The sequence below is a fragment of the Acinetobacter soli genome, assembly GCF_018139125.1.
GTDB lineage: Bacteria > Pseudomonadota > Gammaproteobacteria > Pseudomonadales > Moraxellaceae > Acinetobacter > Acinetobacter soli.
Map to the genome: position 1 here is coordinate 964,769 of NZ_CP073241.1, position 26,797 is coordinate 991,565.

The following is a 26,797-nucleotide window of genomic DNA, read 5'->3' on the forward strand; positions in this document are numbered from 1 at the left end:
TTATGAACTCATTTTTGAGAAGCTCTAATTTTCTATGTTAATTACGTTTAAATTTCAAACCTCTCATTTTTCTAATCGCTCGGGTTATAATAATAGCCTTCCCAAATATGATTGATCTATTATGAACGCCTCCAATGACCCTCTACACGGAAAAAAACTTGCTGACATTCTGGATGAATTATTGGATTACTATGGTGGCTTTGAGGGTTTGAGTCGTAAAATAGAAATTAGATGTTTTTGTATAGATCCAAGTGTTAAGTCATCATTACGATTCTTACGTACTACTCCATGGGCGCGTGAAAAAGTTGAAAGCTTATATTTGTATGTCTTACGCCAAAAAGCCAAACAGAAATCGTAACTATCAGAATTGTAATGCCTTCACTGATCTATTTGTAACAATGTCTCAGCAACGTGAATCTCCACAATCATCATTCACGTTGCCAAACATTCAAAACGACATAGTGCGTGTTTTGTATTAAGGTCGAGATAAGTCAGTTTTTGTTGTATTGTTTATAGTTGCTTTAGTAGAACGAATAGATAACTTGTCACGCTTCATAAAGCAAGTACAGAAAATCGCAAATATTGCCATACCTATAATATAGTTAATAATTAAATGAGGACTTCCCTCGCCTATACTCAAAAGCTTGGTCGCAATTAAAGGTGCTAAGCCTCCACCAATAACGCCAGCAAACTGTACAGAAATTGAAATACCACTGTATCGGATTTCAGTTGGAAATTGTCGAGCAAACAACTGAGATTGCGGTGCGTACATGAGTGGGAAAACCACACCAATGGCCAATACAATTGCAAGCCAAACCAGAAAAGGATCTTTGGTATCCAACATACTAAAGAATGGATAACAGTAGAGTGCGAGTACCAATAAGCCAGACATAAACATATTTCTTTGGCCTACTTTATCAGACAGATGTCCAAATAAAGGAGTCATTATCATAATCAAGCCACCTCCACAAATTGTGGCAAATAGAATATCTTGACGCGCAATGCCAAGTTTAGTGGTGGTATAGGCAAGTGCGAATGTAGAAGCTATATAGAACCATGCATTTTCAGCAGCGCGGGCAAAAATAATGGTAAGAAGCTCTTTAGGATGATTTTTGAAAACCTGCAAAGCCGGTACTTTAATTTCTTTTGCCTGATCCTTCACTTTTTCAAAATCAGGGGATTCTGGCACTTTAACTCTTATATACCAACCCACACCGAGTAGAACGATACTTATCAGAAATGGGATTCTCCAGCCCCAACTAAATAATGCAGCCTCTGGTAGCATAGATACCAGTCCTAAAGCAATTGATGCAAGCATGAGTCCACCACCTGCACTGGCTTGAGGTAAGCTTCCCCAAAATCCTTTGCCACCTTCGGGTGCGTGTTCAACTGCCATTAAAACTGCGCCACCCCACTCTCCTCCCATAGCCATACCTTGAATAAAACGCAATATCACCAGACACACTGTTGCCCAGTAACCGATACTTTCATAGGTAGGTAATAGACCAATCAGCACAGTGGGAATACCCATCATTATTAAGGTCGTTAACAACATCGCTTTACGGCCAATTTTGTCTCCAAAATGGCCAAATACAATTCCTCCCAAAGGTCGACCAATAAAACCGACGGCATAAGTGGCAAATGCAGCCATGACTCCCATTAATGGATCTAGATTTGGAAAAAACAGTTTGTTAAAAATTAACGCAGCCGCAGCACCGTAAATGAAAAAGTCATACCATTCGATGGTTGTTCCCACCATACTCGATATACCCGCCAGACGATGTGAAGGCTTTTTACTTTGAGCAGATGATTCTTGTACGTGTTTCATTGTTATTTATCCCTCTTATTCTTTGAGCTGTGTCATCCGTGACTCGCTTTGTTATTTAAAATAAATTCCATCTATTTTTAACAAAGCGAATCTTTATGTTGCTTACTCCATACTGGCCAGAATTTTTCCAGTGTTTTTTTAAATTCGGTATTATCAGTTTGCCACTTCGGATTTTTGTCTTTATCGACAATCAATGCTCTTACGCCTTCAATAAAATCTCCTTGCTGTAACCAGATATCCTGCAAGCCGCGTTCTAACTGCATACATTTTTCAAGCGAAAGATTTTGACCAACCTGCTGTAACTTCAAACTGATTTGTTTTGCCATTTCAGGACGTTGCTCTAAAATCGCTTGCATTTTCTTGATCCAGTCCTGATGAAGGGTATCGTTGGCATCAGCTAAGCCTTGCTCAATTTCACTAATGTCAGGATAAGAAAAATACTGATTAATCAGATCGATATGTTGTTGTAATTCACTTTCTTGCGGATGAGTGATAAACGAGCTAATGATGGTTCGGATTTCTACCGGATTGAGAGTAGGTGCAACAATTAATGCGTGTTCTAGCGCGACAAAATGCTCACTTGGCACATGATAATCCACCAGATCCAGATATAGCGCATCACTGCTACTGATCTGTGCTCCAGTGAGCGCCATATAGACACCAACTTCATCGAGTCTGGATAGAAAATAAGTCGCCCCAACATCTGGGAAAAAGCCAATCGCCGTTTCCGGCATAGCGAAACGCGATTTTTCACTGGTAATTTTGATATGACAGGCCTGAGCAAGCCCAAAGCCGCCACCCAGCACATAGCCATCCATCATGACGATGACAGGCTTTGAATAATTACGTATTGTACTGAGCATAGTATATTCAGTAGCAAAAAAATCTTGGTATTGCGTGTTTCCAGCCTGATAACTGTCATACAGATAGCGTATATCACCTCCTGCGCAAAATGCTTTCGCAGCATTGGATTTGATGAGCACAGCTTGTACTTGCGTATCCTCTCGCCATTGATCGAGCTGCGCCTGAATACCCCGAATCATCTCTAGAGTTAAAGCATTTAATTGGCTACTACGGTTTAAACTTATAATGCCTAAAGCACCTTCGCTTCGAATTTCCAAATCGTGATGATCATTCATTATTTTTTCCTATTTGAATATTTATTATTGATGGGTAAATTTGGCAGGACGTTTTTCCACAAAGGCCTGCATGCCTTCTTTTTGATCATTACTGGCAAAAATGGAATGAAAAACACGCCGTTCAAAACGTAAGCCTTCAGCCAAGCTGACTTCAAAGGCTCGATTGATCGATTCTTTAATCATGAGCAGAGCTGGCAAAGATTTTTCAGCTATTTTTTCTGCCGCTTGTAAGGTTTGTGGTAAAAGTTCTTCTCTGGTAAATACTCGCGCCACTAAGCCGCTTTGCTCTGCCTCTTGTGCGCCCATTTGCCGTGCAGTCAAACACATCTCCATAGCTTTGGCCTTGCCAATGGCCAGAGTTAAGCGCTGAGTACCACCAATACCGGGCAATACGCCTAAAGTGACTTCTGGCAGACCAAATTTTGCATTATCGGCACAGTAAATAAAGTCACACATCAGTGCCAATTCACAACCACCGCCTAAGGCATAACCACTGACTGCGGCAATAAGAGGCTTACGTCGCTGAGCAATTCGATCGGCCAGACTAAAAAAATCATCGAGATAAATATCTGGAAAAGTTAAATCGGCCATTTCTTTAATATCGGCACCGGCAGCAAAGGCTTTTTCCGAACCTGTAATCACGATACATCCGATCGTTGGGTCTTTTTCAAGCTGATCCAGCGCTTGATTGACTTCGATAATCAGTTGGTTATTGAGTGCATTAAGTGCCTTGGGCCGATTTAATGTAATCAGTCCGACCCCATTTATTTTTTCGAATAAAATCGTTTGCCATTGCATGATAAAAATCCCTTTTTATTTGTTATAAGCTGCGTGCAATTACCAAGCGCTGAATATCGCTTGTCCCTTCGTAAATCTGACAAATTCGGGCATCACGATAAATGCGTTCTATTGGAAAATCCTTTAAATATCCATAGCCACCAAAAATTTGTAAGGCTTTAGAACAAACTCGTTCAGCCATTTCCGATGCAAATAATTTGGCCATAGAGGCCTCAGTTAAACAGCTTTCACCGGCTTCTTTTTTTCGTGCAGCAAAATGAACCAGTTGGCGCGCCGCCTCGATCTCGGTGGCCATACTGGCCAGCCTGAAAGAAATGGCTTGTTGCTCAATAATGGCTTTACCAAACGCTTCGCGTTCATGTGCATAGCGTATGGCTTCTTCCAAGGCAGCTCTAGCCAAACCGACTGCTTGTGCAGCAATACCAATCCGACCGCCTTCCAGATTGGCAAGTGCAATTTTCAGTCCTTCGCCTTCTGCCCCTAATCTTAAGCTTTCATGAATTCGCACATCGGTTAAAGCAATCTGACAGGTATCTGATGCATGTAAGCCTAACTTTTCTTCGACTCGTATCACTTCATAACCTGGGGTATCGCGAGGTACCAAAAATGCACTCATTCCCTTTTTGCCTGCTGCCGGATCAGTTACTGCAAAAACAATAATTACGCCGGCGTTATTTCCTGAGGTAATAAATTGTTTGGCACCATTAATCACATAGTGATCGCCGTCTTTTATTGCACGGGTCTTAATTGCAGCAGCATCTGAACCAGTGTGTGGTTCGGTCAAGGCAAACGCACCGATCATTTCACCTTGGGCCAGCGGCTTTAAATATTGTTGCTTTTGTTGTTCTGTTCCAAATTTATAAATCGGTACACAACCAACCGAATTATGCACACTCATAATGGTAGACGTTGCGCCGTCCGCTGCTGCAATTTCTTCTAAAGCCAACACATACGCCAGTGTACCTGTATCAGAGCCGCCCCATTGTTCTGGAATAAGCATTCCTAAAAATCCCAATTCACCCATTTGGGCGAGTGTACTTTTAGGAAATATACTTTTTTGGTCCCAATCGCTTGCGTATGGCTTGATCTGTTCTTGAGCAAAATCTTTTGCCATGTTTTGAATCAGTTGCTGTTCTTCCGTAAATTGCATAGAAGAGTATCCTGTAATTTAAATTTTTTAATATTGCTTAGGCTATTTAGGCAGTTTGTGAAGGTGATTTATTCAATTCTTGATTACGTAACAAGAAACGCTGAATTTTTCCACTTGGCGTTTTTGGAAGTTCAGTTACAAATTCAATCAAACGTGGATATGCATGTGCAGACAACCGTTTTTTGACGAATAAGCTTAATTCCTGTTGTAATTCGGCTGATGCAGTATGGTGATGAGCCAAAATCACAAATGCTTTAATAATTTCAGTCCGCTCTAAATCAGGTACGCCAATCACCGCTGCTTCAATCACGGCGTCGTGTTCGAGCAAGGCACTTTCGACATCGAATGGCCCCACCCGATATCCTGAGGTCGTAATAACATCATCGCTACGGCCAACAAAACTCATACTGCCATCGGCGTGGATTTCAGCCGTATCGCCTGTTAAATAATATTGTCCAACAAAAGGTGATTTTCGGCTTTCTTCATAGCCTGAAAACCACATCATTGGAGATTGGGCGATATCAATTGCCAAAATACCCGGAACATCAGTAGCTAGTTCATTCCCCTGCTCATCTATAATCGCAATTCGATAACCCGGGCTAGCAAACCCTGCCGAACCCGAACGAACGGGATGCGCTAGCGCATGATGGTTACATACCACCATCCCGACTTCAGTTTGACCATAATGATCATAAATCGGCACATCTAATACCTCTTTAAACCAGCGAATCACTTCTGGATTTAAAGGCTCTCCCGCACTACTCACCACACGCAACTTACCGCGAAGCTGGGCCATTTGTGATGGGTCCGCTGCCATCATCATCCGATAGGCAGTTGGGGCACCCGCCAAGTTGGTGATGCCATACTCATTAATAACATCGCATACACTTTCGGCATTGAAACCACCTTCATAAAACAGTGTTGAGTGCCCGAGCAATAAAGGCCCTGTAATCGCGTAATACAACCCATAGGCCCAACCTGGATCTGCAATGTTCCAAAAAATATCATCTTGGCTCAGGCCAATTGCATTTTTCATATAATCACCAAAAGCGATCAGCGCTTTTAGCGGCACTTTTAATGGTTTAGCTGGCCCTGTGGTGCCTGAAGTAAACATGAGTAAAAATGGATCATTGATACTCAGCATTTCAAGTTCGACGGTTTCTGTTTGTCGATTTAACTCACGCCAGAAGTCGAAATCTTGCGGATAATTTTGGGCGTGTAACTCTGCCTGCACGGTCACAATCGAAGGACAATTATTGATCTCAGATAATTTTTCACGATTAGCAAGATCTGTTATTACCAACTTGCTTTGCGCCAGTTGGATGCGATGCTCAATTGCTTTGGGTCCAAATGCGGTAAATAAGGGCTGATATACGGCGCCAATCCGCCAAGTGGCTAAAATAGTAATGATCAGCTCTGGTGTTCTTGGCAGTAAACCAGATACGCGATCGCCTTTACGCACGCCCTGTGACTTTAAAAAGCTGGCAAATTGGGTCGAGTATTTTTTGAGTTCACGAAAGCTAGATTGTTCTTTACGGCCATCTTTCGCATACCAGTACAAAGCAATCGCGTCAGAATCGGCATGCCGGTCACAGCATTCATAGCACGCATTTACTGCATGCATAGAACCAGATAGATACTGCTTGGCTACCGCCTCTAAATTAAAATTTTCAATTGTTTTTTGATAATCGAACATATTCAACCTCAGCCTGAGTTTATCGTTATTACTGACAAGTTATTTTGATGAAGCGAATCCTTGCTTCATTGAATCATGGTGTGCTTTAAGTGGGTGTCGTGGTGTATTGATGCATAATACTGGAAAAGTCCAGATGAGCATGACCGTCTTGGCATAACTTTTGATAAAGTTGTTGTACCATGCTACCCAGCACCACAGGTTGCGCAGCCTGTTGAGCGGCATCGACTGCCAAGCCGAGATCCTTGAGCATCAGTTGCGCGGCAAATCCATCCGTATAACCACGTGAAGATGGCGCGTTGGCGCAGACATCTGGCCATGGATTATAGATTTCAGAGCTCCAGCAACGTCCAGTTGAACTATTGATCACACCGGCCAGCGCCTGTGGATCCATACCCAGTTTTGCTCCGAGCGCCATCCCTTCTGCCACGGCGGTCATAGAAATGCCTAAAATCAGATTGTTACAGATTTTGGCGACCTGTCCTGTTCCTACAGCACCACAATGCACTAGATTTTTACCCATACAGCTCAGAGGCAACTTGACCGCTTCAAAGGTGGCTTCATCGGCACCTATCATGAAAGTCAAAGTGCCATCTTTTGCACCCAAGGTACCACCCGATACAGGTGCATCACACACTCGGATTTGTTTAGCTTGAGCAGCGGCGGCAATCTGTTGAATTGTTTGAGGATCGATCGTACTGCTGTCGATACATAGACTACCGGCTTGAAGTACTTGCAAAATGCCGTGTTCACCAAGATAAACATCACGAACATGTTTAGCTGCGGGCAACATGGTAACTACAACTTCTGCATGCTGAGCAGCGTCCTGCGGATGATCACAGACTACGCCACCCGCTGCTGCAAAATGATCTAGCGCTGTTTGACTTAAATCATAACCAAACACTTGATGACCTGATTTGAGCAGATTTTGTGCCATGGCACCGCCCATATTCCCCAAACCAATAAATGCGATCTTCATACTATCCTCCTTAGCGCAAACTAATCGTTGTATTTACACCACTGGTTTCTTGATCATCTTCAAACCATCGGCTCGTAATGGTTTTGGTTTGAGTATAAAACTGTACTGCCTGTTTACCGTAAGGCCCCAAATCTCCAAGCTTTGAACCACGTGAACCGGTAAAGCTAAAAAAAGGAACTGGCACAGGAATTGGAATATTAATGCCCACCTGACCGATATCAATCTGATGCTGAAATATACGCGCTGTATGGCCATTTTGAGTAAAGAGACCAACACCATTACCAAAAGGGTTGGCATTGATCAGTGCGATCGCCTGTTCCAACGTTTCAACATGCATAATGGCAAGTACAGGACCAAATACTTCTTCCTGATAAATTCGCATATCGGTAGTGACCTGATTAAAAATCGTTGGGCCAACAAAGTTACCCTGCTCATATCCAGACACCTGCACATCACGCCCGTCCAGTAACAGTTTTGCGCCTTGTTCAACGCCACTATTGATCAGATCAATCACACGCGCTTTAGCACGGGTAGAAATGACTGGCCCCACATCGGTATTCGGCTCATGTCCGGCATTAACTTTCAATGTTTTAGCTTTATTGACAAGTTCGTCAACCCAATGCTGGGCTTCTCCTACCATGATGGCCACAGAAAGCGCCATACAGCGTTGTCCTGCTGCACCAAACGCTGCACCTACTAAAGCATTTAATGTTTGTTCTTTATTGGCATCTGGCATGACCACAACATGGTTCTTTGCACCCATCATCGACTGTACACGTTTGCCATGCTGACCAGCCAGTTGATAGACATGCGTACCTACAGCAGTCGAACCCACAAAAGAGATGGCTTTAATATCGTGATGAGTACACAGCAGATCGACAACTTCTTTACCACCATGTACTACATTCAGTACACCAGCAGGAATACCCGCTTCAATTGCCAGCTCTACAAGCATCATGGTCGATAACGGATCTTGTTCTGAAGGCTTTAAAACAAAAGTATTTCCACACACAATCGCCATTGGAAACATCCATAGTGGAATCATGGCGGGGAAATTAAATGGTGTAATTCCCGCACACACACCAAGCGGCTGCTGCACGGTATAGGTATCGACACCACGTGCAACACCCTCTATATACTCTCCCATTTGCAAAGTACCAATCGAACAAGCATGCTCGACAACTTCAAGACCACGCTGAATATCTCCTTCGGCATCGGCCAAAGTTTTTCCTTGTTCTGCTGTCAACACTTGGGCAATACTTTTTAAGTTATTGCGAATCAGATCTTGCAGCTTGAGCATAATACGCATACGTGCCTGAATAGGCGTTTGGCGCCAACTGGCCAAAGCATTTTGTGCAGCTGCAATCGCAGCATTGACTTCTTCGGCTGTCGCAAAAGGCACTCGTCCTAAAACTTCTTGTGTCGCTGGATTGACAATATCTTGCCAATGGCTTGTTGTTGACTCGACAAATTCACCATTGATCAGTAGTTTTGCTGTGGTGAATCCGGTACTTTGCTGTGGATGATGAATCGCGTTCATGATCGCTCCGTGCTTGTTTGTTATTGTCGTTGTAATCGCCTTAACTGGCTTCTTTAACGCATTTTTTTACGCTGTTTCAGCAGACTAACAAAGAACACTTTGACCACCAATAGAAATTGATGCACGATGATTGTGCAAATATGCACAGGGATTTAACAGGATGTTAAATAAAAAATGAAAGTAGATTGGGATCATTTACGCTTTTTTTTAGTTTTGGCACGCGCGAAAACACTGACCAATGCGGCTCGTCTAATCGGGGTTGAACACAGTACAGTGGCACGGCGTATTCAGGCGCTAGAAAGCACTTTAGGAACACAGCTGTTTAAACGTGAAGCCACTGGTTATGAGCTCACCTCTGAAGGCTTGGCGTTGGTACCACGTGTGGAGCAGATGGAACAATCTTTCATTCAGATAGAAAAACGCCATGACCCGTTACAGGGACGGGTGCGTATTGGAGCACCAGAAGGTTTCGGTACGGCATTTCTGGCGGGTTTACTGGCTGAGTTTTCAAAACATTATCCGTTACTGACCATCGATCTCATACCGGTACCAAAAACAATTAAACTTTCACATCGTGAAGCGGATATTGTCATTTCTATCGATCGCCCTAAATCTGGGCCATATATTATTACCCGGCTCACCAATTACTGTTTAAAGCTCTATGGTAGTCGGCACTATTTAGAGCAACATCCGCCTATTGAAAAGCTAGATGATTTACGACAGCATCGTTTTGTCGATTATATCGATGATCTGGTGTATAGCACGGCGTTGTATTCGTTAGAACGTTTACCTCTGCAAGTGAGCGCTTGTTTTCGCAGTAACAGTATTTTGGCACAGGAAATTGCAGTGCGTGCTGGTGCTGGACTGGCCATTTTGCCAAGGTTTCTGGTTCGTGATAAAACTGAATTGGTGGAGGTGCTGGGCGATCAGTTAAGTTTTTCTCATACGTTTTGGATGCTTACGCTGGTCGATTTACAGCACGAACCCAGAATTAAGCTGGTATGGGATTTTTTACGTAAGCAAGCCGATGTACAGCAAGAACTTTTAATGGGCGGATAATCAGACGTACCCTATTCATAAAAAAGCGCCTTAATTGGGCGCTTCTTGTTCATTAGAGTGAATTAGACTGGCTCTTTGAGACCTTCAATAATAAACACGCGGTAATTCGCCCCTTTAAGACGATGTTGTAACGCATCTTGATACTCTGGACTGTTATACCATTCACGTGCTGCTGCCATATCTGGAAAACGTAAAATCACAGCACCTTCGATATCACTACCTTCAAGTACTTCGAATTTGCCATAAAACGCAAGCGGCGTAAGGTCACGACCTTCACGTGCAAGTGGTGCCTTTTCTGCATACTGTGCCATTTGCTCGGCGTCTGAGGTGCTTTCACGGGTAAATACAACATAGGCAGACATTGAAAAGTCCTTATTTTAACAATTGAAGTTGTATTGTTTTAACTGAAAGGATCGGCTTTTGCCTAGTGCTTTTCAGTTAACGATACGCAATAGAAAAAATATTTATCATTCGCTTACCCATAGAGACCAAAAGTTAAAGCTTTAGCGTGATTACCACTTATGCTTTAAACTATATCCCAGTTTAAATGTACGTGATCCAAGATGGCCCAAAACTTGCCAAACCCTCAAATCAACACAGAATTTTCTGGTATAGATCAAATTAAAGTCGTCAGCAATTTTGCAGACCTAATGAAAACTCGATTCCACGGTGAAATGAATGCAGTTTGCTGGCACAGAGCATTGGTAGGTAACTTTCAGGAAATTGTTGAAAATCTTGAACTGAAAGACAATATCACCGAAGTGACACCTAAAGATCTTTGGGCATTGAATTTGTCTACTCAGGGGAAATTGGCAAGAACGCTTATTTTAAATGACTTACAACAATTAACTAATGCGGGCGCATCACCTACCTTGAACTTGCTTAAATGTTACGAACGCGACGAAGAGCTAGATTTTATTGCGACCGATGTATATTCATATCATGTCGATCGTTCACCTATTGAAACCGATACCATCTTATGCACGTACTATGGTCCGGCCAGCGATATTATATCTAATCATCAAGTACAGCAGAAAGTAAGCATTCCGGAAATACGTGAAAAACTGAAGCAGCTTCATGATGGCCCAGCGTCTGAGTTTGAGCAATTTTTAGAAGAATATTTTTTTGACTTGCACTATGCCGAACTGCCAAATGCTCAACCGATTCATCTGGGTTTAGGTCATCTTTGGCGCTTGGCAGTTGATCATCCAACGCAGCAGGCTTTGCCTTGTGTTCACCGTGCTCCTATGGAGTATCCAGATCAGTATCGTCTTTTACTCATTTGCTGATGAAACAATCTTTTTCACCACATGATCATGGGTTGGCACCAAACCTGCTTTTAATCCTAAAGGCTTAAAAACCTTATCTAACACCGACTGCGTGAGTTTACCTTTATCCTGCTCGATATCGGTGAGCGTGCGTCGGCTGATACCCACCAGTTTGGCATATTGTTCTTGGGTGACTCCCAATACATTTTTTCTTAAATGCATTAACAGTTGCCCCAAGGTAATTTTACCCAACAGATACTGGGTATATAGGTCGATCAGGATCTGCTGACGATCTTGTGCTGGAGTATTCGGCTTCATAGCAGCTTCCAACGTTTTAGTTTTGCTTCAATATAGTCAAATGACAGAACAGGCATATCCACGATTTGCTGCGGTACGCCCTTATCGATCAAGCGTTGTTTGAGGTGTACGAGCTTGTGTGCCAAACGCTGCAATGTTTCAAAGGCAAGTTCAGGTGGGCACCATGGCGCCAGTTTTTGCGTAATCAGTGCCCAGCGATATTCTCCGCCTTCTTCGTATGGGCTTCCCCACGTTGTCGAGCGAACAACTTGCTCTGGATCGGCTTTCATCGGCGCAAAATCATAAATAGGTGCCAATGTGATGCTGCCAAATTTCTTTAAAAATGAGGTATTTCGTCCGTGGTTGTCGGAATTACCAAAAATAATATTGAGTAAATCACGCTGTAACCACTCACACACAAAAGCGGAGCGATCAAAATTTGGATCAATCGAAGTTAAGATCGAACACAACTGCTCAATGACTTCAAAATGATTGAGATGGCTACCAGCTGATTTATTAAGTATTGAATAAACCGACTCAAGACCATACCGTTGCCAATACTCATTTTGCCATTCAGTGTCAAAGCGTGGTAACCATAAGGACGGATACTGACGACCTTCGATCAATTTCATTCGATTAACGTCAATGGTATCGAAGCCCAAATCGTGTAATTCGCGATAGTAATAATATTCTGCCCTTAAGATATTACAATCAATTTCACTACGATTATTCCTCGGGAATTTAACCAGATAGTATTGATCTGGCTGCTCAAAGTTTTGTTGATAGGTATCAATCCAGACCTGTTGTTCAGGCGATACGCGAATTAAAAGCTTGGGCGCTTCACCACCTGCACCGGTAGCTCCGCCACTAATGGCACCCATCTGCTGCGCATATTCTAAAAAGTCGATATTGCGGTCGGCCACATCGGCTACAGTAAAGTATCTAAGATGTAAGGTTGAATCTGGATTGAGTGGCTCAAGCGCATCTTTAATGCGTAAATTCCCAACAGGTGCAATTCCCCCTTTTTCAAGCAAGATGCTATCTTGCTCGGCTTGAGGCAAACGTTGCAAATCGAGATAATTAACCCAGTAACGGCGCGCTGCACCCGATGGAACAATATCGTCTAGAAATCCAAACCAGCTTTTAGATTCATGTTTAATTAACAACTGTACAGGAAGTGAGAGACTACAGGCATGTTCATCGCGCTGCTCTAAATGCTGAAGTGCATAGTCGAGTTCATATTCCAGCTCACAGGCTCCCGCTACACCAAGCTGTGGCTGAAGCAATGTAAGCGTCGCAATATCTAACCACTGAGTATTTAGCAAGGCCTGTAATGTGAGTATTTTCATTTTTATAAATGAGCAATTATTTTCTCAAAAATATCACAATAACAATTTAATGTGAATATATTTGCGCATAATTAAAACTTTTAAGCATCTTTGAGCAAATTTTTTCACAATACTATTTATACAACATCATAAGGTATTTTACACATCCTTGGATTCAGTCTTAAGGTTAGGCCTCTACGGCCAAGTACCAGTTTTTCCAAGAACTACTGCCACGTGTTGCAATGGGAACAGTCGGAATCAGCTTATCTTTTAAAATTTGAGTTTGTTCTACTGCCTTGGCTAAGCGCGCCTTGACTGAATGTATGCACTCCCGATCGCCAAATTCACAGCGATCCAGACTGGTGCCCCCGCATGGGCCGTTGGCCAATCCTTTAGGGCAAGTTTCAGGGCAGATATAGAGTGTATCGGCCAGACGACATTGACCACAGCTTTCACAGCCAACTAATCGATGTTTACTGAATGATTCAGTTTTCAGTAACATCTTGGTCATTAGATGCGTATTCCAAAAGGCCGCCTTAAAAATAAAACGTCCAGCGTTTTTAGCCGGCTTAGACATAAACAAGGCATCGTGCATAAATTGCAAATGACGATACTTCACCATCTCAAGGCGACTCGGCTTTCGTGCACTTGGTAAGCGCTCGGGCTGTAACTCAACCCCCGTTTGAATATGCCATAAGCGTTTATAATGCTGCTCTAGCGCAGCCAGATCCAAATGACGATACTCTTCGATATATTCAGCTAGGCGTGCCTGTTCATCTGGCTTATGGCAGGCAGACAAATGAACACCTGCAAAACCCAGTTGCTCACAAATTAATATCTGTAATGCACAGCGTGCATACACATGGGCTGTCTGTCCTGTTTGTTTTTCATGTTTAAGTACATTCAGCATATGCGGTGTAATTACAATTCCCGCCACTTTATGCTTGATCATGTAATTGGCTCGCGCCAATGTTAGAGGCATCACACAGGCCAGAATCTTTTGAGCGTAATCATGGCTGGTTAAAAATGCTTTGGCCTGTTGAAGTGCTTTAATGTCGTAGCCGAGTTGGGTAATGATGAAATCTGCACCCGCTTTGAGTTTTTTATGAAGTTTTAAATACTGCGCATCGCGCTCTGCCTCGACATATTTAAATGGATTAAGCGCAACACCGATATGAAAACCACCCACATGTTGAGCGGCAGCCACCGCATTTACAGACTCTAAGTAGCGTGTACGTGGTCGACCATTTGTGCCGTCGCTGTGCGATTTGAGCTTATCTCCACTTAATAACAGCAGATTTTGAATATTGGCAGCTTTTGCTTGTGCAAGAAAAGCTTCGAAATCTTGTATATCACGATCTTTGCCGGAAAAATGCAGCAATTTTTCCACAGCAGAATCAAATGTACGACTCGCGTCTAAGGGTGCAAGATCATGGTCCGAATGAACACGATCTGCAAGTGCCATTACGGTGGGATAACCGGCAATTTCAGTTTGAAGCGGATGATATGGTGTCAATGACGTTAGGTATTCGACCAAAACACAAAACTGACGTTGCTGAAAATAAGAAGCAAGTGATGACATGAAATCGCGTGTAGCAAAACATAACGTAAACAGGCTGCATAGTATACGCGATCTGGCTATGCAATCCAAAGCATCAGATCAATTGATGCATGAAAGACATCATCCAAAATAAGGTTTAAAGCGTTGGTTAAGTTGATCATGTGCCAGTTTGACTGATTACAGGCACAAATCCTTTTCCAGGCACAGGTTGGACGTGCTTCGCACGAAGTGGAATTTTACAATGCGAACAAACCAAAACGGGTTTAAACACATGACCACATTCTTTATGAATATAATCTATAGGTGCGCCGTGACCTTGATCCATCCAAGTATTTCCCCATTGTGCCATGCTCATCAAGATTGGGTATAAATCGAGCCCTTTCTCGGTAAGTTTATATTCAAAACGTTTATTCGACGCGGTGTACGGTACTTTAACCAAAATCTCTGCATCTACTAGATTTATCAAACGTTCCGTAAGTAAATGACGAGTGACACCCAAGCTTTTTTGAAAATCTTCAAAACGACGAATTCCTAAAAAGGCATTGCGCAAGATTAACAGCGTCCATCGATCTCCAATCACGGACAGTGTTCTGGCTATTGAACACGGCTGTTTACCGATTTCTTCCCATTTCATAGCAGCAATATCTGTAGTATCGTTGATCCTACTATAGAATATATTGCGTTAAAAATCCTGTTGTGATCTATGGCATATGCCAGTAACTATCTAGTCATCTAGTACCCATCTTAACTTGTACTTCTATCTCGACTATTACCTTGAAGATTCAAATGCTTGACGAATGACAGGAACCATCAACTGGCTTCCTGTAAGCGTGAGATGGTCATCATCAAAATAATACGGACGTTTGTCTGCTGTGCTGATCTGACATACAGGTGTACAAAACATCTGAACGACTGGTAAGGTTTGAAAATTAGGATATCGAGCTTCGAGTTGCTTCGCCTGATGTATCAGCGCCTGATTACGTTTAAGATAATCTTGTTCAGTGATATGAGAACTGCGCCCATAGTAAAGTGTGGCCGGGATTGATTTATAATAGTAATTGCCATGTTCATATACCGGAACAGGCATAATCAGGCTCAAACGAATCTGATGCTTTGCTGCTAGTTCAGCAAGACGATCTAGTTTGTTTGGGTTTAAGGTATCGACCTTATAGTGAATAAAAATCCATTTTGCATGGCGTCTTAAAGTTTCTTGAATAATAGCCTCTGGAGGCAAAATCTCTCGTGTCATCGGATCATTGACCGCGAATAAATAGGTATTGAATCCATGCTGTACTGCAATATCGGCAAAGACGTTCTTGATTGAATCTGAATGGCTATTGCCTAACAACACCACAGATTGCTTTTGTTCGTCGGTATTAATACGGCAAGTGAGTGTGTTTGGGTGAATAATCGGGAAGAAAAGACCGCATCGATACACAGAGCGATCAGTTAGACCAGAAAATATGTTTTTTTCGACTTGTGTATACTGAGTTTGGTAAATGACTTTCGAGCAACCGATCAACCCGAGTACTGTAATACATCCAATGATATAAACTTTGAAGATGTGATGATATTTCCGCGTTTCGATCAATTTGTAAAGCAGCACAGACAAAAGCATGATCAATATCAAGAGCGTGACTTGCTCCTGAATATTTGCAGGGTGCATGATGGTTCCTGAAAAAGGTTTGTACAAGTACAAAACAATCACAGGAAAATGCACCAAATAAATAGAATAAGAATATTTGCCAAGATAGACAAAAAGTTTAGCTATGGGTGAATTGATTAAAAACTTAGGTAAGCCAAACACTAAAATAACAGCGGTTGCGAGACAAACGAGTAAAGCAAACAAACTAGGATGTGCTTCAATACGGTTAAAACTGTTACCGTTGACATGCATAAAGGGAATTGCAACTAGCAAACATAAACCAATTAATCCGATCCAGGATTGGTTGTATTTTAAGTTACCTTGCTCTGTGAAGTACTTGGCAACCATAAAACCAATCAAGAACTCCCAAAGCCGAAGTGGCATCATAAAGAATGAGGTTTTAGGTGATATGCCGACTTCGTATATACATAAGCCCAATGAGATCAGCGTGGTTAAGAGAAGCAAAGCCCGATTTTTATTGAAAAACCAAACCAATAATGGCACAAATAAATAAAACTGTATTTCGACACCCAGCGACCAAAGATGCAGTAAGGGTTTAAAATTACTTTTGTCGAAATAGGTATTGAGCGTCCAAAAGCTTAAATTATTGGCAAAAAAGAGACTAAAAAAAGCCTGCTTTTCAACTTGTATCATTTCTGATGGAAGCAACAGCAGCATAGATGCCAACAGCGTACCGATCACCACAGCAAAATAGCTTGGTAGTAAGCGTTTTGCACGGCGCTCAAAAAAGTCGTGTACATTGCCGGTTTTATACAACACAGCCATTAAGAAACCGCTAATCACAAAAAAGATATCGACACCAAGAAAACCACTGGCCAATTGAGAAAACTCAAGATGAAACAGCACCACGAGGCTCACAGCGATGCCCCTTAAAATCTGGATATCATGTCTAAATTGCATAGCGGGAGATACAAGAAAATGTGCGCTATATAGTATTGAATCGAAATAATTTTGGCTATGCTTTTTCCCATCTTTGCAGCACGATTACCACTCACCTGTTTATGGGTAGGTTTCACCACTTAAAACCTCTGGTGTATTGTCAGCTCATAATCCAGTTTAAGTGTTTTAAGTCGTTTTTCTTCTGGCCAGTTACTATCTGCATCAAAGCGGGCAATCTATTTGATTTCAGATTCTGTCTGAAATAAAAAAAAGCACATCAGCGTATCTAATGTGCTTTTCGTGTTTTGGGGAGCAATCAAGTAATGGTAGATTAGGCACTACTTGATTCGTTCAAACTTGTTTTTACTTCTTGTACTTGTTGCTCATCATCAAATTTATGACGTTTTAAAGTTAATATCGCGCAGATTGCTAACATTGCAGGGATAGAAATCATCACAAAATTCATGGTATGCGGTAAGTTCAAGGTTAATAACAAACCCGTCAAAATCGGACCGACAATCGCACCAATTCGACCTACACCCGAAGCACAGCCAATTCCAGTTGACCGAACACTTAATGGATAGTATTGAGCAACATAGCTATAAAGAAGGATTGAAGTTCCAATCGTCGCTGCACCAGCCACAGTGACTAAACCATATAAAACATAAGCTGGAGAGTTAAATCCTAAGCCGATCAGTGCCACTACACCTGCCATCAGCATTCCCATAATTACAGGTTTTAAATGGAATTTGTCTGAGAGAATGCCGCCACCAATTGAACCCATCATGGCACCCACATTTAGGGCAAACAAGAATAAGATACTCTTGCCGAGTGAATAGCCTGCTGCAAGCATAAGTTTTGGCAACCAACTACTTAGTGCGTACACCATTAATAAGCACATAAAGAACAACACCCAAAACATAAGCGTATTGAATGCACGTCCTTGTTGAAATAAGCCTTTTACAGAACTACCTGCTGGAACATGATCTTCATTGAGCACTAAACGTGTATTGATACCGATGCTTTGTTCAGGTGAAATTTTTTGAATGATCCTATGTGCTTGATCCGTTTTGCCAGTTTTAACCAAAAAGGTTAAAGATTCAGGCAAGAATTTCCAAATCACAGGTAATAAAATCAAAGGAACACCGGCAATCAAGAACATGATTTGCCAACCCTGACTTTCAACTAAATAACTTCCGATCAGTGCAGATAAAATGCCACCGATGGCATAACCACTAAACATTGTGCCAACTAAAGTACTGCGAATACGTTTGGGTGCGTACTCTGATGTGAGTGCGACGAGATTTGGCATCACCCCGCCTATTCCTAAACCTGCTAAAAACCGTAAAATACCAAATTCATAAGGATTAGATGCAAATGCACCTAAAAAAGTAAACCCACTAAAAAACGTCACACAAATTAAAATGACATTTTTGCGTCCGATTTTATCTGCCAAAGCACCAAACGACATTGCCCCAAACATCATCCCGCATAACGCCGTACTGGCGAGCATGCCTGCTTGTACAGAAGTGAGAGACCATTCCTGCATGATTAAGGGTAAAACTACGCCATAAATGACGAGATCGTAACCATCAAAAATAATAATCATTAAGCACCAAAGTAAAATACTCCAGTGAAAAGGTGTAAATTTTGCTTGATCAATTACTGCATTTACATTAACTGTAGATGTTGTCATTCTGCATCTCCTCAATGAGAAAAATTCCTAATTAATATTTAAAACGACATAATGCAACTTAAAGAAAAACACTGTTATTCAAGGCTTTATTGGTATTAAAAATCATAAATCGCCATTATATTGATGCGATTATCCGTCCCTGTGCGACCATCAAAGGTTTCACGTTCACCGTAGACATATTCCATCCCCAAAGTAACTGGGTTGTAAGGTTTGTACATGCCATTGATCCAGCTTTGCCATAGTTCTTTATTTTGAGCTGTGTTGTCTTGATTGATTCGTGCAAAAGCATTGTTGTCCTTGGCTTTCATGTAGCCATAACCCAATGTTGAACGAAATTGAGTATTAAATTGATGGGTAATCCCTGCTGAAATTGAATCAAACTCATTGCTTTGAATATGTTTTTGATCATCAATTACATAGCTGCTATTGCTCCATAATAGGAAACGTCCGTCACCTTTAATATGGTTATAGTCTGCTTTGAGGAAAGTTTTTGGTGTTAACTGATACTTTCCACCAATCCCGACACCCCAAGCCCATTGTTCATCTTGACTGGTTTTCTTTTCAGCGACAAAGCTACGTCCAGACAGCATAGAACCATTGGCAAACTTATGATTTATACGTCCAACAAAGGCAGGTAAACGCATTTCATTATCGGGGTCAGAGCTTGTTGTATATTTAGGATCTTCTACTGCTAAAGCAAAGCTGGTATTTGCGGTAATATTGTCACTATAACGAACCAAGGGTGAGCGCTGTAATGCTCCGCCTACATAGGTCGCCGCATCGACCGTTTCCGGGTAATATTCAGGTGCGATAAACGTTGACCATGTCTGACCTAATAACCATTTATCAAAAGTTAAGTAGGCATGGCGGATACGGAATTGATCGCGTGATGCACTACCAAAGAAGTCCATTTCTAATTTTCCACCGACATCACCCATAGCAGTCGGTGTTTTAAAATTAAGACCGATCCGAGAAACATTTGCAGTGCTATGCAAGCGATCTTTTTGTTGCGCTTCTTCAGCAGTTCCTTCTAGTGGTACGCCGCTGATATTGTTGTACATCGTTGATGCGCCTTTGGCTTGATAAGATGCGTCTGCACGCAAATATCCATATAAATTCACCTCTGCACCAGATTTGGTGAGTGATAATTTCGGCGTTGCGGATTGAACGGGTTCAGTTTTAGGTGCAACCATGACCTGAGTAACGGGCTGAACAGGCGGAGTTTGCTGAACATAATTTTGCTGCATTGCACGCAATTCTTTTACTTCTTGACGAAGTTTATCTATTTCTGAATTTTGCTGCATTGCACGCAATTCTTTTACTTCTTGACGAAGTTTATCTATTTCTGAATTTTGCTGCATTGCGCGCAACTCTTTTACTTCTTGGCGAAGTTTTTCTATTTCTGCGCTTTCTGAGCCTGCATAACTTCCAGACATGGCAGTAAGTACAGACAGCGCTAAAACACTTTGCCGAATTGTGAAGATGAATCTTTTCATTAAAATCAATTTCCTTATTTCATGAACTTTAGCTTTTAAGTTCATTTTGTGTTTGCGTTGTATCCTTTGCAGTACTTGATGACTGCAACGCATTTCTTGTTTTAAAACCTAATCACTTGATTTTTATTTATTTAGTCTCCTTTGATTATTTTCTATAGCGATTTATTTAGACAAAAAGAACCTCACAATCACTATGAAAGTCACTGTGAATTGAACGTTTGGTAAAAATAAAATCTAAATTATTCTTCTCATCATTTTTTCATTGTGAATGCGTCTCTTGGGTTATGGGGCTTAAGCAGACTCGGCAATTTCTGCCTTTTTGGCAATCAAACCCTGATACATTAAGATTTGACTGTATGAATGTACGTCTTCAAAACCAATGTCTTGGAGTCGTTGCTGATATTCACTGAATGAAATAGTGAAAAAGTCATTTTCCATGCGATCTAACATTTTCTGGCATTGCAATTCAGTTAGGCCTTGAGTCATACATAAATAACGTAAAGCTTGTAAATGCTGAGGGTTGCTGCAAGGCATTAAATCATAGGTCAATAACAGTCCACTCTTTTTTAAGCAACGATGAATACTGCTGTAAAATTCATTTTTTTGTTCATCAGCAATAAAGTGCGCGACTAAAATAGAAAGTGCAGCATCAAAAACAGCAGCTTCAGTTAAAGTAGAATGATCGCCATGTACAAACTGTACCTGAGCTGACTTCCCCATGTGTTTAACACGTGTTTCTGTTGTTTCAAGCATGGCTAAAGAAGGATCAAGTGCCGTGAATGTCCAATCAGGATGTTTATTGAGTAAATATTCCAACTCATAACCTGTTCCACATCCAACAATAAGTATGTGTGCGGTTGGTTGAAGTACAGACTGCAAAATGGCATCCACTTGTTGATGAATGATTTCATATCCGGGAATTAATTTACGGATATGTTGATCATATGCTTCAACGATCTTTGGACTATTAAAATCTTTTGCCATTGACGAAGATCCTTTGCCTTATAACTTTAAAATGCTTTTTTTCTATATGATGTAAAACACATTTAGTCGAATACGCTTCCAGTTAAATTTAGTTCAGCACGCATGATTTCCTGTAACTTGAACTTCTGCGCTTTGCCTGATGCGGTCATAGGAAATTCATTTAAGAATTTTACGTACCGTGGCACTTTATTATGTGAAATGTGTTCCTTGCAGAAACTACGAATACTTTCTTCATTAATCTGATGATGTTCATGCAAAATAATACAAGCGCATAGTTCTTCACCATAACGCGTATCAGGCAGGCCAATCACTTGCACATCACAGATTGCAGGGTGGGTATATAAGAAGTCCTCAATTTCTTTAGGAAATAGATTTTCTCCACCACGAATGACCACATCTTTAATACGGCCTTTGATTTTGACAAACCCTTCAGCGTCCATCTCCGCAATGTCACCTGTATGCATCCAACCTGCGGCATCAATGACTTCACGGGTTTTTTCTTCTTCGCCCCAATAGCCAGCCATTACCGAGTAACCTCTAACGCATAATTCGCCTAAAGTTCCTTGTGGTGCAAGTTGTCCTTCAGGATCTACGATTTTGATTTCGACATGAGGATGAACTTGTCCAACCGTACTGACACGTTTATCAATCGTGTCATTCACGGAGCTTTGTACGCTTACGGGTGAAGTCTCGGTCATACCATAGCAAATCGTGATTTCTGACATATGCATACGATCAATCACCCGCTGCATAATTTCACGTGGGCATGGGCTTCCCGCCATAATTCCTGTGCGCAAGCTAGATAAGTCAAATTCATTAAATTGTTCATGCTCTAAAGTGGCGATAAACATGGTGGGTACGCCGTATGCTGCCGTACAACGCTCGTTGTGAATGGTCTTTAGTGTTTCTAATGGATTAAAAACAGCTGATGGATACACCATAGTAGAACCATGTGTGATACAGGCCAGATTGCCCATGACCATACCGAAACAGTGAAATAAAGGTACTGAGATACACACTTTATCTTGTGGCGTTAAACCAATGCCCTCTCCTACAAAATAACCATTATTCAAAATGTTATGATGAGTAAGCATTGTGCCTTTCGGATTACCCGTTGTACCTGATGTAAATTGAATATTAATGGTTTCATCAAATTGCAATTGCTGCGTCACTAATTGTAATTGATCGAGTTGTTGTTGAGTTGGTGCAACAACTAGATCATTAAAACGATGAATACCTGTATGCTGTTTTTCATCTATTTTGATCACAAATTTTAAGAAAGGCAGACGCTCTGAATGAATCATTTTGTCAGTGCACACAACGATTTCTGGTGCAATTCGCGTCAAAAATTCTTGATAATCAGTCGTTTTGAATTGTGAAGCGATGACCAATCCTTTGCAGGAAACTTTATTCAATACATACTCTAACTCATGGCTTTTGTAGGCAGGATTTAAGTTCACTAGGATAATTCCTGCTTTAAAAGCTGCAAACTGAGTGATCGTCCATTCCACACAGTTTGGTGACCAGATACCAAGTCGATCGCCTTTATTTAAACCGAGCTGGAGCAAGCTACAGGCAAAAGCATTCACTTCATCCTGTAGCTCTTTATAGCTCAACCGTCTGTTCTGATGTGCACTTACAATCGCTTCTTGATCAGCATATTGCTGACAAGCTTGATCAAATTTTTCTCCAATCGTCATTCCCAATAAGGGCTGTGCACTTGGTCCAGAGGCATAGCTTAACCGTTGTTGTTGCATTGAATCATTCTCCTTGATTCTTTCTAATTCTGTTCCGATTTCATCTCTTGTTATTACTGCAACTACTTTTCAAACTGCCTTGTTTTGATTTTTACTACTGTTTATGTCTTATTTTTTCCTCACGGCATTCACACAAAAATCAGCAATCTGTTTTGAAAAATAGTCTTTATGTTGCTGATCGAACTTTGTATTTTGAGCTGGGTCTAGAGGTTCTACGGCGACATAAGTCATCGCGCCAACCACACAAAGTGCTGTGGTGTTTAAATCCTCCAACGCAAACTCTCCACTCGCATTTCCATCTGCGAGTATTTTAATAATACTTTGTTTAATCAACTGCTTAACACGAAAACGCTCATGCTCTACCAATGAATCAACAGGCTCGAACATGAGTGAATATGCAAGCTGAGGGCTGTTTAGTGCCCTTTTTACAAAGGTGGTTACCGCTTTATGTAGCTTCTGCTCCGCCGTTAGATCACTTTCTGTAATCGCATCAATCACCAATAATTCGGTATTGATCGCTTCTGACAAAACTTCGATCAGCACCTGACTTTTATTATCAAAATAGCGATAAACCAACCCACTCGAAACACCTGCTTGCTCAGCAATTGTTTGTATCTGTGCGTCTTTAACCCCCCTTTCTGAAATTAACTTTCTGGCTGAATTCAAAATCGACTTACGATTTTGTTCCATCCGTTCTTGCATTAAAGATGATCGTTTATAGTTCATAAGATTTATTCTCTAACAAATAAAATGAATTGTAAATCATTTTATGAATCTGTATTCACTTTTTTAAAAATTCATTGTATGGTACATCTTAAGCACAAACAAGAATGCTTATGGAACAACAAATATAATCAATAGGATGAACACAATGAACCTACGTAGCTTGAATTTTGGTCTGGATGAAACATTGATTGCCCTTCAAGATTCAGTTGCCGCATTTTGTGCAAAAGAAATAGCACCAATTGCTCAGCAAGTAGATCAAGACAATAAATTTCCGAGCCATTTATGGAAAAAGTTCGGTGATATGGGCTTATTAGGCCTAACAGTTTCTGAAGAATACGGCGGTACAAACCTCGGTTATCTTGCTCATATTATTGTTATGCAAGAAATTTCTCGTGCTTCAGCTGCAATTGGACTTTCATACGGCGCACACTCAAATCTATGTATCAATCAAATCAATCGCAACGGCAGTGAGCAGCAAAAGCAGAAATATCTTCCGAAATTAATTTCTGGTGAATATGTCGGTGCCTTGGCGATGTCTGAACCGAATGCGGGTTCAGATGTCGTCAGTATGAAATTACGTGCTGAACATAAAGGTGATCATTTCGTTTTAAATGGTTCCAAAATGTGGATAACCAATGGCGGTGATGCTGATGTTTTAGTGGTATACGCAAAAACTGACTCACATGCAGGCGCTAAAGGCATGACTGCTTTTTTAGTTGAAAAAGACATGAACGGTTTCAGTCATGGTCATCATCTAGACAAACTTGGTATGCGCGGCTCAAATACCTATCCATTATTTTTTGATAATGTAGAAGTCCCGGTTGAGAACGTGTTGGGTGGTGTCGGTAATGGCGCCAAAGTCCTGATGAGTGGCTTGGACTATGAGCGCGCAGTTTTAAGCGCAGGCCCTCTTGGCATTATGGACGCCTGCATGGATGTTGTGATTCCTTATTTACATCAACGTGAACAATTTGGACAAGCTTTAGGTGAGTTTCAGCTGATGCAAGGAAAACTTGCTGATATGTATTCAACTTGGCTGGCTTGCAAAGCGCTTGTATATGCAGTTGGTACAGCCTGCGACAAAGCAGATCATGACCGTAGCTTACGTAAAGATGCCGCAAGTGCCATTTTATATGCAGCCGAAAAAGCGACATGGATGGCAGGTGAAGCAATCCAAACTTTAGGTGGCAATGGCTATATCAATGAATTCCCTACAGGTCGTTTATGGCGTGATGCAAAACTTTATGAAATTGGTGCAGGCACATCTGAAATTCGTCGTATGTTGATCGGACGTGAATTGTTTAATGAAACCAAATAATAAAGATAAATCAGGATGCATCATATGAATCAATTACAAAGCAAAGTGAATGTGCGAAGTGAAGAATTTAAAACAAACCAGCAAACTATGCAGACTTTGGTTAATGATTTAACACAAGTTGCCCAAAATATTGCATTAGGTGGCGGAGAAAATGCACGTCAAAAGCATTTAGCACGTGGAAAATTGCTTCCACGTGAACGTATAGATCAACTGATTGATGTTGGTACAGCTTTTTTAGAAATCGGACAACTTGCTGCGTATAAAGTTTATGAAGATGATATTCCTGCTGCGGGTGTAATTGCGGGTATTGGACAGGTCAATGGTGTAACTTGCATGATCGTTGCCAATGATGCAACGGTTAAAGGTGGCACGTATTACCCACTTACGGTTAAAAAGCATTTACGTGCTCAAGAAATTGCTGAACAAAATCACCTACCTTGTATTTATCTTGTAGATTCAGGTGGTGCGTATTTACCTATGCAGGATCAGGTATTTCCTGATCGTGATCACTTCGGGCGTATCTTTTACAATCAAGCACGTATGTCGAGCCAAGGAATTGCTCAAATTGCGGTTGTAATGGGTAGCTGTACCGCTGGTGGGGCTTATGTTCCTGCGATGTCGGATGAAACTATCATCGTGCGTAATCAAGGGACTATTTTCTTGGGTGGTCCCCCTCTAGTTAAGGCTGCAACAGGTGAAGTCGTAAGTAGCGAAGATTTGGGTGGTGGTGATGTACATACGCGTCTCTCAGGTGTTGCGGATCATTTGGCAGAAAACGATGAACATGCAATTGCGATTGCACGTAATATCGTTGCCAATTTGAATAAAAAACCAAACGAACTCAATAAGCAGATTGATGAACCATTGTTCGATGCCAAAGAGTTGTATGGAGTAGTTCCTAGCGATGCGCGTAAGCCATTTGATGTACGCGAAGTGATTGCACGTATTGTCGATGGTTCTCGTTTTGATGAGTTTAAAGCTCGTTTTGGTTCCACCTTAATCACAGGGTTTTCATCACTTTACGGGATGCCTGTCGGAATTATTGCCAATAATGGCATTCTATTTTCAGAGTCGGCTCAAAAGGGTGCGCACTTTATTGAGTTATGTACCCAACGCAATATTCCCTTGTTATTTATTCAAAATATCACGGGCTTTATGGTGGGTCGCCAATACGAAAATGAAGGTATTGCCAAACACGGTGCAAAACTGGTGATGGCGGTTGCAACAGCAAATGTGCCAAAAATCACACTCATCATTGGTGGCTCGTTTGGTGCGGGTAACTATGGTATGTGTGGACGTGCTTATTCTCCACGTTTCTTATGGACTTGGCCAAACTCACGTATATCCGTCATGGGCGGTGAGCAAGCAGCCAGCGTACTTTCGACTTTGAAACGTGATCAGATCGAGCAAAAAGGCGCAGAATGGTCAGCACAAGAAGAAGATGAATTTAAACAACCGATTCGTGATCAGTATGAACGTCAAGGGCATCCTTACTATGCTTCTGCTCGTTTGTGGGATGATGGCGTAATTGATCCAGCTCAAACACGTCAAGTACTGGGATTAAGCCTTGCAGCAGCTTTAAATGCACCGATTCAACCGACTAAATTTGGCGTGTTCCGCATGTAAGAGGTGTTT

The 26,797-nt window shown here is 41.5% G+C and carries 23 protein-coding genes; 5 read left to right on the forward strand and 18 right to left on the reverse strand.

Annotated features, from left to right (window positions below):
• Positions 1-121 precede the first annotated feature (121 nt).
• A complete protein-coding gene (locus tag KCV09_RS04370; RefSeq protein ID WP_003651786.1) occupies positions 122-358 on the forward strand; it encodes a VF530 family protein in 237 nt (78 codons plus the stop codon).
• Between the two features lie 117 nt (positions 359-475).
• On the opposite strand, the gene KCV09_RS04375 is transcribed toward KCV09_RS04370, so the two are convergent.
• The 7 genes from KCV09_RS04375 to KCV09_RS04405 all read right to left on the reverse strand — a co-directional run bounded on the left by KCV09_RS04375 (position 476) and on the right by KCV09_RS04405 (position 9,127).
• Positions 476-1,828, reverse strand: coding sequence for an MFS transporter (locus KCV09_RS04375; protein WP_151977156.1), 1,353 nt, complete (start codon positions 1,826-1,828; stop codon positions 476-478).
• A 77-nt stretch (positions 1,829-1,905) separates the two neighbouring features.
• Entirely contained in the window at positions 1,906-2,967 is a 1,062-nt protein-coding gene (locus tag KCV09_RS04380; RefSeq protein ID WP_212515595.1) for an enoyl-CoA hydratase/isomerase family protein, read from the reverse strand.
• 24 nt (positions 2,968-2,991) lie between these two features.
• Positions 2,992-3,765, reverse strand: a complete 774-nt coding sequence (locus tag KCV09_RS04385; RefSeq protein WP_151815540.1) for an enoyl-CoA hydratase — start codon at positions 3,763-3,765, stop codon at positions 2,992-2,994.
• 22 nt (positions 3,766-3,787) lie between these two features.
• Positions 3,788-4,915: an acyl-CoA dehydrogenase family protein gene (locus tag KCV09_RS04390; protein ID WP_151815539.1), complete on the reverse strand. Its 1,128-nt coding sequence runs from the start codon at positions 4,913-4,915 to the stop codon at positions 3,788-3,790.
• A gap of 46 nt (positions 4,916-4,961) precedes the next feature.
• A complete protein-coding gene (locus KCV09_RS04395) occupies positions 4,962-6,611 on the reverse strand; it encodes an AMP-binding protein (RefSeq protein WP_212515596.1) in 1,650 nt (549 codons plus the stop codon).
• Positions 6,612-6,696: 85 nt separating this feature from the next.
• A complete protein-coding gene (gene mmsB / locus KCV09_RS04400) occupies positions 6,697-7,587 on the reverse strand; it encodes a 3-hydroxyisobutyrate dehydrogenase (protein ID WP_212515597.1) in 891 nt (296 codons plus the stop codon).
• Between the two features lie 10 nt (positions 7,588-7,597).
• Entirely contained in the window at positions 7,598-9,127 is a 1,530-nt protein-coding gene (locus tag KCV09_RS04405) for a CoA-acylating methylmalonate-semialdehyde dehydrogenase (protein WP_149931154.1), read from the reverse strand.
• 174 nt (positions 9,128-9,301) lie between these two features.
• Between KCV09_RS04405 and KCV09_RS04410 the strand changes: the two genes are divergently transcribed.
• Complete coding sequence (locus KCV09_RS04410) at positions 9,302-10,186, forward strand: LysR family transcriptional regulator (protein WP_004947306.1); 885 nt, start codon at positions 9,302-9,304, stop codon at positions 10,184-10,186.
• A 62-nt stretch (positions 10,187-10,248) separates the two neighbouring features.
• On the opposite strand, the gene KCV09_RS04415 is transcribed toward KCV09_RS04410, so the two are convergent.
• Positions 10,249-10,548 (reverse strand): DUF1330 domain-containing protein, encoded by a 300-nt coding sequence (locus tag KCV09_RS04415; RefSeq protein WP_004947309.1) that lies wholly within the window; start codon positions 10,546-10,548, stop codon positions 10,249-10,251.
• 201 nt (positions 10,549-10,749) lie between these two features.
• Here KCV09_RS04415 and KCV09_RS04420 point away from each other — a divergent pair, with 201 nt between their 5' ends.
• A complete protein-coding gene (locus KCV09_RS04420; RefSeq protein ID WP_151815536.1) occupies positions 10,750-11,475 on the forward strand; it encodes a DUF1826 domain-containing protein in 726 nt (241 codons plus the stop codon).
• On the opposite strand, the gene KCV09_RS04425 is transcribed toward KCV09_RS04420, so the two are convergent.
• The 10 genes from KCV09_RS04425 to KCV09_RS04470 all read right to left on the reverse strand — a co-directional run bounded on the left by KCV09_RS04425 (position 11,461) and on the right by KCV09_RS04470 (position 23,844).
• A complete protein-coding gene (locus KCV09_RS04425; RefSeq protein ID WP_004937522.1) occupies positions 11,461-11,772 on the reverse strand; it encodes a helix-turn-helix domain-containing protein in 312 nt (103 codons plus the stop codon). The genes KCV09_RS04420 and KCV09_RS04425 overlap by 15 nt on opposite strands.
• A complete protein-coding gene (locus KCV09_RS04430; protein WP_151815535.1) occupies positions 11,769-13,100 on the reverse strand; it encodes a type II toxin-antitoxin system HipA family toxin in 1,332 nt (443 codons plus the stop codon). The genes KCV09_RS04425 and KCV09_RS04430 overlap by 4 nt, the downstream gene beginning before the upstream one ends.
• 166 nt (positions 13,101-13,266) lie before the next feature.
• A complete protein-coding gene (locus KCV09_RS04435) occupies positions 13,267-14,661 on the reverse strand; it encodes a methylenetetrahydrofolate reductase C-terminal domain-containing protein (RefSeq protein WP_151815534.1) in 1,395 nt (464 codons plus the stop codon).
• 136 nt (positions 14,662-14,797) lie between these two features.
• Positions 14,798-15,274 carry a winged helix-turn-helix transcriptional regulator gene (locus KCV09_RS04440; RefSeq protein ID WP_004937531.1) on the reverse strand — a complete coding sequence of 159 codons (477 nt, stop codon included), beginning with the start codon at positions 15,272-15,274 and terminating at the stop codon, positions 14,798-14,800.
• A 135-nt stretch (positions 15,275-15,409) separates the two neighbouring features.
• Positions 15,410-17,206 (reverse strand): acyltransferase family protein, encoded by a 1,797-nt coding sequence (locus KCV09_RS04445; protein ID WP_151815532.1) that lies wholly within the window; start codon positions 17,204-17,206, stop codon positions 15,410-15,412.
• A gap of 310 nt (positions 17,207-17,516) precedes the next feature.
• A complete protein-coding gene (locus KCV09_RS04450) occupies positions 17,517-18,881 on the reverse strand; it encodes an MFS transporter (protein ID WP_212515598.1) in 1,365 nt (454 codons plus the stop codon).
• A gap of 95 nt (positions 18,882-18,976) precedes the next feature.
• Positions 18,977-20,377 carry a DcaP family trimeric outer membrane transporter gene (locus tag KCV09_RS04455; protein ID WP_212515599.1) on the reverse strand — a complete coding sequence of 467 codons (1,401 nt, stop codon included), beginning with the start codon at positions 20,375-20,377 and terminating at the stop codon, positions 18,977-18,979.
• A gap of 291 nt (positions 20,378-20,668) precedes the next feature.
• The gene (locus KCV09_RS04460) at positions 20,669-21,361 is read right to left on the reverse strand and encodes a class I SAM-dependent methyltransferase (protein ID WP_212515600.1); all 693 of its coding nucleotides are present in this window, start codon (positions 21,359-21,361) and stop codon (positions 20,669-20,671) included.
• 62 nt (positions 21,362-21,423) lie between these two features.
• Positions 21,424-23,118: an AMP-binding protein gene (locus tag KCV09_RS04465; protein WP_212515601.1), complete on the reverse strand. Its 1,695-nt coding sequence runs from the start codon at positions 23,116-23,118 to the stop codon at positions 21,424-21,426.
• A 108-nt stretch (positions 23,119-23,226) separates the two neighbouring features.
• On the reverse strand, positions 23,227-23,844 hold the full coding sequence (locus tag KCV09_RS04470) for a TetR/AcrR family transcriptional regulator (protein WP_004947332.1): 618 nt from the start codon (positions 23,842-23,844) through the stop codon (positions 23,227-23,229).
• Between the two features lie 145 nt (positions 23,845-23,989).
• Here KCV09_RS04470 and KCV09_RS04475 point away from each other — a divergent pair, with 145 nt between their 5' ends.
• Together KCV09_RS04475 and KCV09_RS04480 are read left to right on the forward strand one after the other, a co-directional pair.
• Complete coding sequence (locus KCV09_RS04475; protein WP_004947336.1) at positions 23,990-25,162, forward strand: isovaleryl-CoA dehydrogenase; 1,173 nt, start codon at positions 23,990-23,992, stop codon at positions 25,160-25,162.
• Positions 25,163-25,186: 24 nt separating this feature from the next.
• On the forward strand, positions 25,187-26,788 hold the full coding sequence (locus KCV09_RS04480) for a carboxyl transferase domain-containing protein (RefSeq protein ID WP_212515602.1): 1,602 nt from the start codon (positions 25,187-25,189) through the stop codon (positions 26,786-26,788).
• Positions 26,789-26,797 lie beyond the last annotated feature (9 nt).